Genomic DNA, 8306 nt, shown 5'->3' with positions numbered 1-8306 from the left:
TCCTGGCCTCGCTACGCAACCTCGCCATCAACGCCCTACGCCTGGCCGGCCGACCCGACATCACCGAAGCCACCCGCTGGGCAGCCCGCAACATGACCAGGCCATTCACCATCCTCGGCCTCACATCGTGATCATGAAACGGCCGTGCCCTCACGCCAGGCAGCCGTGACCGCCGCCAGTGGGCTCTCCCGCATCAATCGGACCATCGCGCGCATTCGCGCATTCGCGCAGGAAAGGAAACCGCATGAACGAAGGACTCCGACCCCAGCAGCGACACACGCTTTTCGGAGGACCGTGGCCACCGCGCCCCATGACGACGAAAATGCCGTCCGGAGCTATCCTGACGACCCGCATTCCGGTATCGCCACCAATAACGGCGGTGCGAAATCCACCTCGACCGGCGGAAAGGAAACGACGATTCCGATGCGTATCGCACGCGTCGACACCATTCCCATGACCGCCGAGGATCTCGACAACGCCGCCGAAGCCCTCGCCGTCCTACTCAACCAGTTCTGGCGCGAACACCCCGACCTCGCCGCCTGAAACCCTCGCCCGACGCCGGGCGGCCCACCCGCGCGTGGGCCGCCCGTCGGCCGAGCCACCCCAACACCGCACGGAGGAACCACCCTCATGTCAGGCAAGCCCACCCCCACCAGCGCACCGAAGCGACGCGGCCGACGCGCCCCCACGAGCACCCAGCCCGACACGTCGACCGGCCCGTGCCGGGTGTGCATCTACATCCGGCGCTCCACCGACGACGAGCACCAGCCCTTCAGCCTGCTCGCCCAACGCACCGCCCTGCGTAAGTACGTCGAGAGCCACCCCGACTGGGTCATCGTCTGCGAATTCGAAGATGACGCCTCCGGCGCCACCACCGACCGCCCCGGATTGAAAAAGGCACTCGATGCCGCGAAAGCCGGCATGTTCGACGTCCTACTCGTTTACCGAGTAGACCGATTCAGTCGAAGCCTCGCTCACTTCATCGATCTCGCCGCCACCCTCGACGCCGCCAACGTACGATTCGCCTCCGCCACCGAACCCGTCGACACCGGCGGTGCGATCGGCCGCATGATGCTCCAATTCCTCGCCGTGTTCGCCGAATTCGAACGCAACATGATCATCGACCGAGTGAAGAGTGGTATGACCGCGAAAGCCAGCAAAGGCCAATGGGCCGGCGGCAACCGCCCCTACGGCTACCTCGTCGAGCGCGACACCCAACGCCTGGTGCCCCACCCCGACGAGGCACCCATCCTGCGCGACGTCTTTTACCTCTACACGCGCGACCGTCTCGGCACCCGCGCCATCGCCACCGAGTTGAATTCCCGCGGCGTCCCCAACCGCACCGGCAAAAAGTGGTCCGGACACACCATCAACCGGATCCTGGACAACCCCGCCTACGTCGGGGACATTGCCTACCGCGACATCCTCGTCCCCGACGCCCACGACGCACTTATCGACCGGGACACCTTCCGACGAGCCCAGGACATCGCCAACGCCCGAGGCGACGTCCAAACCCAGCGGGCCATGTCCGACTCGGACTACTACCTCACCGGCCTGTTGACATGTCCGCAGTGCGGACAGCGCTATATCGGCACATCCGCCAAAGGCCGGACCCGCCGCTACCGCTACTACACCTGCTTCACCCGCACCCGCTACGGCAAACACGCCACCTGCACCGCACCCCGGCTCCCCGCCGACGACCTCGACCACATGATCCTGCAGGCCCTGCACGACTTCTACACCACCGCCGAACCCGTCCTCACCGCCATGATCGACCGCGCCCACGCCCAACACGACACCACCGCCGACGACCGCCGCGCCGAACTCACTGCCATCGCCAACCAGATCACCAGCACCGAGAACGCGATCGACCGGTATCACGCTGCGTTCGAGAACGGCACCATGGACGACGCCACCGCCGGCCCCCGCATCCGCGAACTCCGCCAGCGACTCGCCCAACTCCAGGCCCGGCACACTGGACTCGACGCCGGCCTGACATCGCAACCCGAGCCCCCGCCGCCCGGCACCGTCGCCCGCATCCGCGACCACCTCAGCGCCATCATGACCAGCGGCACCGCCACCGAACGCAAAGCCGCCATCGAAACGCTCATCGCCGAAGTCCAACTCACCGACCAGGGAGTCGTCCCCGTGTTCAAGATCCCCACCGACACGACAATGCCCCCGCCCGAAACGGACGGGGGCACTTCAGGAGTACCACCGGTTCGCACAATGGTGCGGTCGGTGGGGCGGGCGGGACTCGAACCCGCGACCGAGGGATTATGAGTCCCCTGCTCTAACCGGCTGAGCTACCGCCCCTGACACCGCGCCAGATCTTAACCCGCCCGGTGGATCACGGGCCAGCAGCGATCCGGCCCCACCTCATCACTGCCGTCGTCGCTTCAGCAGCACGATGGGCAACGCGAGGATAATAGTGAGCACCCACCCGACCGCGATGACGCCCCAGAACCACGCTTCGTCCGGGTCGCTCTCTTCGGCGGCGAGTGTGCCGATGGTCAGCACCAGGCAGAGGCCGCCCATCAGCAGGGTGCCCAGCCCGCTGAGCACCATGACCGGGATCTCCCACCAGGAACGTCTGGCGGAGCCGGCCTCGCGGGCGATCGGCTTCGGCTGGGGGATCTGGTCCGGTGTGCGGGCCGGCATGGTGACGTGCCGGTCGGCGGGCACCCGTGCGTCGATGCTCTGGATTGTCGCCGGCGGCACCTCGAGCATGGTCGGTTCGATGTGCAGCACGATGGCGTCCGCGCCGATGAGCTGTCGCGCGCCGTCGGGCCAGGTGAGCATGGCGGAGCAGTCGGCGTAGCGGACGGTCAGCGGCCCCTCCGCCCGCAGGTAGGTCACCCCGTCCGCGCCGATGCGGATCCCGCCGGCGCCCTCCTTCGCGCGGTACGTCGTGCCGTCGACGGTGTCGGTGGAGTGGGTGGGTGCGGCGACGAAGCCGGCCCAGGCGGCGGTGTGGCCGCCCGGCACCATCAGCAGCGCCGACGCCGTCACCTCCTCGGCCACCTCGTGCAGGTCGGCGAGGTTGACGGCCTTCAACTCGGCCCGGTAATCGTCGATGGTGAGGTTCGGCTGCCCGGTCAGCACGTTGAGGGCGTACGACGGCAGCCGCGCGGCGTCCACCTCCGCGGTGCCGAGGAGGTCCTCCCGCTTGGCGATGGTGGCGTCGAGGTCCGCCTGTTCGATCCGCCCGACGCGCATCTTGGCGAGGACGTCGATGAAGCCGCCGAGTACGGCGTCCTGCTTCTCCGCCAGCGCGTCGGCGAGGGCCCGCAGGGTGGCGTACCCGTCACCGCGCGGCTCGTACGCGGTGGTGGTCGTGTACGACAGGCCGGCGTCCTGGCGCAGCGACCGGTACAGCTCGCGCTTCAGCACCCCGGCGAAGATGTTCGCGGCGGTGCTGCGTCGTACCACCGAGTCGAGTACCACGGCGCGGGCGCCGCTGACGAAGTACGCGGGCGTCTGCGGCAGCGCCGACGAGGCCACCGGCATCGGCTGCCGCACCCCGCCGGGCAGCGGGAGCCGCAGGCCGGCGGGCACCCGGTCACCGGTGATCCAGAGCACGGCGTTCTCCCGGGTGAACCACCGGGCGGTCCACTCGCGCAGGTCGTCGACGGTGAGCGCGCCGAGCCCCCACTCCGGGTAGCTGCTCAACCCGAAGTCCCGGGCACCGTGCCGCCACAGCGGGATCTCGGCGGCGGCGGCGCCCCGACTGCTCCATTCGGTGCGCAGGATCTCCTTCTCGACGTCCAGCCTCGCCGCCGGCAGGTCGGAGAGGTGCGCGCAGACGGCGGTGAGGAACGCCGCGATGTCCGTCTCGGAGCCCTGGGTGTGGAACATGGTGAAGGTGGGGGCGGTCATGCCGTTGACGTGGTAGTCGGCCAGCCCGAGCGGTGCCAGCGCGAGGTGTTCGATGAGGTGGGTGATGCCGGCGCGTCCGAGGGTCTCGTCGGCGGTGCCGACCCGGAAGGTCAGCCCGGCGTGCATCGGCCCGCCGGTGGGGGCGAGCAGCGTGGGCACCCCGTCCACGTCCAGGTGCTGGATCATGACTGGCCACCCTTCGCGTACGCCTTCGCGCGGTACTTCGTGAAGCCTTCAGCCCCGTCGACGTAGGTCCACGGGTACTCGGTGCCGAGGTTGCCGAGGGCGGTGAACTGGCTCGCGGCCGCGGTCCACTGTTCGGTGAGGCTGAACATCAGCGCGAACGTCGAACGGACCCACACCCAGTCGCCCCGGTCGACGTGGTCCGGGTGCAGCACGGATCGCTGCCCGGCCTGCATGATCTCGTCGACGACGGGGGTGCTGCGCAGGTACGCCGCGCGTTCCCGCTCGGTGTCGACGTCGAGCCAGCGTTCCAGGTGGGCCTCGGCGATCAGTGCGGCGTTGGGTGCCCCGGCGGGCGCGGCCTGGGCGCACTCGCGGGCGAAGCCGAACATCCGGTCCCAGTCGCCGCTCCACTTCGGGCAGAGCTGTTGCAGCAGGCTCGCCTGCGCGGGCAGGTGGTGGGGGTGATGTCGGGCCAGCCGGTCGTAGCGGCGACGGGCCTCGTTCTGCCCCAGCTCCAGACCTCGGGCGAGGGTGATCCGCTGGGTCCAGGCGGCCGGGTCGTCCTCGTGTCGGGCGGTGACGTCGATGAGCACCTGCTCGGCGCGACGCAGGTACTCGTGGAACTGGCCGAACTGCGAACGGCTCACGTACTGGGCGCGGGCGGCGCTGCGGATCCGCCAGCCGGTGCGGATGAGGCAGTTGCCGAGCAGCGTGCCGGTGAGGGCGTCGGTCGGGTCGTCGTCGTACGCCCGCCGCAGGAACGGCTCGGTCCCGTCCTGGTCGCCGGCGGCCCCGACCAGCAGCGTCCGGGTGGCGGGGTCGCGGTCGGCGAACACCGCCCGGACGGCGGGCCAGTCGGCGGCGTCGAGCGCCTTACGCAGGTCGTTGACCTCGGGGTACGCGACACCTGCGTCGAAGGAGAGGGCCGGGAAGTGGGCGGGCATGGCGGGGATCATAGGTGATCAACTTCGGCGGCGGTGTCCTGTTTCGAGTCGGGGCTCAGCCCGCGCGCAGCTCCTCCAGCACCGCCCCGGCGGCCCGCCAGCCGCTGGCGAGAGCGCCCTGGATCGATGGGCTGTCGCGGTGGTCACCGGCCACGAACAACCCCTCCCCCATCGCGACCGGCTTACGCAGCCGCCCCTGCGGTGGTGGCGCGGCGGGCAGCGCGTTCGGCACGGCGACGGTGGTGAGGTGGGTCCAGTCGGCTGTGGACCGCCCGTACAGCCGGGTCAACTCGGCCCGTACGGTCGGCTCGGGTGGGGCCGTCGGGCCGACCACCGACGTCGCGACGAGGTGCCGTCCGGCGGGCGCGTAGGTTCTGGCGGCGTTGCTGAGCACCACCGTGTTCGCCACGATCTCCCGCCGGTCGCCGTCGACGAGCAGGATCGGCTCGGCGAGCGGCGGCTCCGGTGCGCTGTGGTAGTAGGTGGTGTAGCTGTGCATGCGTACCGTCGTCAGGGCCGGCAGCAGCGCGGACGCGGCGGGCGGATCGACGGCGACCACGACGGCCCGGCAGCGGATGTCGCCGGCCTGGGTGCGGACCCGGCCGGGCGCGACCTCGGCGACCGGGATGTCCAGGTCGAGCAGATCGGCCGGCAGCGGGTCGGCCACGGCCCGGGGCAGCGCGGCCATCCCCTCGGCGGGCAGACCGATGCGGCCGCGGGCGAAGGAGCGCAACACCATCGCGAGGACGTGACTGGAAGGGCGGTGCGTGGCCCGCCGGTCGGCTCGCGCAGCGGGTTGACCAGTCGCAGCAGGTCGTCGCCCCTGCGGACGAGCACGCCGGAGGTGAAGTAGCCGAGGTTGAGCCGGTCGGTGTCGAGCAGCGTGCCGAGCCGGGGGTAGGCGGTGTTGAGCACCTGGAAGCCCCGGTCGATCAGGTAGCCGTCGACGACGTCGGTGGCGACCCGCCCGCCGAGCCGGCCGCCGGCCTCCAGCAGCCGCCAGGGCACGCCGGCACGGTGCAGCCGGCGCGCGGCGGCGAGGCCGGCCAGGCCGCCGCCGACGATGACCACGTCGGTCTCAGCCAGCATCGCGCGCCTCCCGCTCACCGTTCGCCCGGGACAACCGGCCCGGCCACCAGACCTTCGGCCCGATGTCGTACGCGAGTGCCGGCACCAGCAGCGACCGGACGATGATCGTGTCGATCAGTACCCCGATGGCGACCGCCGTACCCAACTCGACCAGGATCACCAGGGGCAGCACGGCGAGGGCGGAGAAGGTCGCGGCGAGCACGATGCCGGCGGAGGTGATCACCCCGCCGGTGACGGCGAGGCCGGCCAGCACACCGGCGCGGGTGCCCCGCTTGACCGACTCCTCGCGGACCCGGCTCATCAGGAAGATGTTGTAGTCGATGCCGAGCGCGACCAGGAAGACGAACGCGAACAGCGGGAACGACGAGTCCACGCCGGGGAAGCCGAAGACGTGCCGGAACAGCAGCGCGCAGAGGCCGAGGGTCGCCGCGAAGCTGAGCAGCACGGTGGCGATCAGCAGCACCGGGGCGAGCAGGGCACGCAGCAGCAGCGCCAGGATGACGGCGATGACCACCAGCACGATCGGGATGATGACGTTCTGGTCGCGCTTCGCGGCGTCGGAGGTGTCCACGTCGATCGCGGTGAAGCCGCCGACCACGGCGTCCGCGCCGGGCACCTGGTGGACGGCGACCCGCAGCTCGCGGATGGTCCGTTCGGCGCCGTCGCTGTCCGGCGGGTCGGCCAGGGTCGCCTGGAGTTGCACCCGCCCGTCGACGACCTTCGGTGCGGCGTTCTCCTGCGGCGGGCCGGTCTGCGCGCCGGCGGTCAGCGGACGGACGTCGGCGACGCCGGGCACGCCCTGCGCCACCTGGGCGACCTGCCGGGCGGTCTGTTCGGTGGTGAAGATGGTGGCCGGGCTGCCGGTGCCGGCCGGGTAGTGCCGGGCGATCACCTCCTGGCCGTCCACCGAGTCGGTGCGCTGCGTGAACAGGTCGGACTGGCCGAGCGTGGTGGCGCCGAGCTGGGTGAGGCCGAGCGTGAGGACGGCCAGCACGACGGCGGTGCTCAACCAGATCGGTCGGGCGTGCCGGGCCACGAAGCCGGCGACGCGGCTCCAGGTGCCGTGCTCGGCCCGCGGATCGGCCTGGTCGGCTCGGGGCCGTCGGGGCCAGAACGCCCACCGGCCGCCGATCACCAGCAGCGCGGGCAGGAAGGTGAGCATCACCAGCAGGGTGGCGGCGATGCCGATGGCGGCGACCGGGCCGAGCGCCCGGTTGGAGTTGAGGCTGGACAGCAGCAGGCAGAGCAGGCTGACGATGACCGTGCCGCCGGACGCGATGATGGCCGGCGCGGCGCCCCTCCAGGCGGTACGCATGGCGTCCCACGGCCGGTCGTGCCGGTGCAGTTCCTCCCGGTAGCGGGCGATGAGCAGCAGCGCGTAGTCGGTGCCGGCGCCGAAGACGAGCACGGTGAGGATGCCCTGGGCCTGCCCGTTGAGCTTGACCACGTCGGCGTCGGCGAGCAGGTAGACGAACACCGACGCGAGGGCGTACGACATGCCGACGGCGAGCAGCGGGAAGATCCAGAGCACCGGGCTGCGGTAGACGATCAGCAGGATGATCAGCACGACGACCAGGGTGACCAGCAGCAGGGGCCCGTCGATGGCGGAGAAGACCTCGATGAGGTCGGCGAGCAGGCCGGCCGGGCCGGCGACGTCCACGGTGAGCCCGCCGCGGCCGTCGCCGGTGATGTCGCGCAACTGTTCGACGACCGCGCCGATCTCCTCACCCTCGGCGTCGTCCACCGGCACGACGATCTGGAGGGCCTGGCCGTCCTCGCTGGGGATGGGCGGGGGCAGCGGGGTGACCACGCCGGGGATCTGGGCGAACCGGGCGGCGTCGGCGCTCACCTGCTGCCGGTCGGCGTCGGTGATCCCCGAGCGCCGTTCGTAGACCACCAACGCCGGAACGGTCTCCCGGTCGACGAATCCGCCGGCGAGGTCCTGGGCACGGGTCGCCTCGGCGTCGGTGGGCAGGAAGGCGGCGTTGTCGTTGGTGGCGACCTCGCTGAGGCGTCCCGCGTACGGGCCGGCGACGCCGCCGATCACCAGCCAGGCCAGCACGACCGCCACCGCGATCAGCGTGGCCCGCCCAAAGCCCCCTCGTCCGGACATCCACACCACCCAGGAATCGACGCATCAATCGACGCAGCGGGAGTCTAAGTCGACATCGACCATCCTGCCGGGCGGGCTCGTCGAGGGAGGGCGAA

Annotated in this window: 5 protein-coding genes, 1 tRNA gene and 1 pseudogene; 2 read left to right on the top strand and 5 right to left on the bottom strand. The window is 70.9% G+C overall.

Features of this window, described 5'->3' with window-relative positions; genetic code table 11:
• The first annotated feature begins 294 nt into the window (after positions 1 to 294).
• Entirely contained in the window at positions 295 to 543 is a 249-nt protein-coding gene (locus tag F8271_RS11485) for a hypothetical protein (RefSeq protein ID WP_151489679.1), read from the top strand.
• An 87-nt stretch (positions 544 to 630) separates the two neighbouring features.
• A complete protein-coding gene (locus F8271_RS11480; RefSeq protein WP_151489683.1) occupies positions 631 to 2283 on the top strand; it encodes a recombinase family protein in 1653 nt (550 codons plus the stop codon).
• On the opposite strand, the gene F8271_RS11475 is transcribed toward F8271_RS11480, so the two are convergent.
• The 5 genes and pseudogenes from F8271_RS11475 to F8271_RS11455 all read right to left on the bottom strand — a co-directional run bounded on the left by F8271_RS11475 (position 2243) and on the right by F8271_RS11455 (position 8211).
• A tRNA-Ile gene (locus tag F8271_RS11475) sits at positions 2243 to 2316 on the bottom strand. The genes F8271_RS11480 and F8271_RS11475 overlap by 41 nt on opposite strands.
• A gap of 66 nt (positions 2317 to 2382) precedes the next feature.
• Positions 2383 to 4065 (bottom strand): pitrilysin family protein, encoded by a 1683-nt coding sequence (locus F8271_RS11470; RefSeq protein ID WP_151489678.1) that lies wholly within the window; start codon positions 4063 to 4065, stop codon positions 2383 to 2385.
• Positions 4062 to 5009: a hypothetical protein gene (locus F8271_RS11465; protein WP_151489677.1), complete on the bottom strand. Its 948-nt coding sequence runs from the start codon at positions 5007 to 5009 to the stop codon at positions 4062 to 4064. The genes F8271_RS11470 and F8271_RS11465 overlap by 4 nt, the downstream gene beginning before the upstream one ends.
• 55 nt (positions 5010 to 5064) lie before the next feature.
• Positions 5065 to 6098 (bottom strand): annotated as a pseudogene (locus F8271_RS11460) (FAD-dependent oxidoreductase).
• The gene (locus F8271_RS11455) at positions 6088 to 8211 is read right to left on the bottom strand and encodes an MMPL family transporter (RefSeq protein ID WP_151489676.1); all 2124 of its coding nucleotides are present in this window, start codon (positions 8209 to 8211) and stop codon (positions 6088 to 6090) included. Before F8271_RS11455 ends, F8271_RS11460 begins: the two are co-directional and overlap by 11 nt.
• Positions 8212 to 8306: the final 95 nt, after the last annotated feature.

It is taken from the genome of Micromonospora sp. ALFpr18c (assembly GCF_008868155.1).
GTDB lineage: Bacteria > Actinomycetota > Actinomycetes > Mycobacteriales > Micromonosporaceae > Micromonospora.
The sequence above is the reverse complement of the archived record's forward strand: the minus strand, read 5'-3'. Positions and strand labels throughout refer to the sequence as shown.

Excerpts from the sequence above, each read along its gene's own strand:
- F8271_RS11470 (WP_151489678.1), bottom strand. The coding sequence starts at position 4,065 with ATGATCCAGCACCTGGACGTGGACGGGGTGCCCACGCTGCTCGCCCCC.
- F8271_RS11455 (WP_151489676.1), bottom strand. The coding sequence starts at position 8,211 with ATGTCCGGACGAGGGGGCTTTGGGCGGGCCACGCTGATCGCGGTGGCG.
- F8271_RS11480 (WP_151489683.1), top strand. The coding sequence starts at position 631 with ATGTCAGGCAAGCCCACCCCCACCAGCGCACCGAAGCGACGCGGCCGA.
- F8271_RS11465 (WP_151489677.1), bottom strand. The coding sequence starts at position 5,009 with ATGCCCGCCCACTTCCCGGCCCTCTCCTTCGACGCAGGTGTCGCGTAC.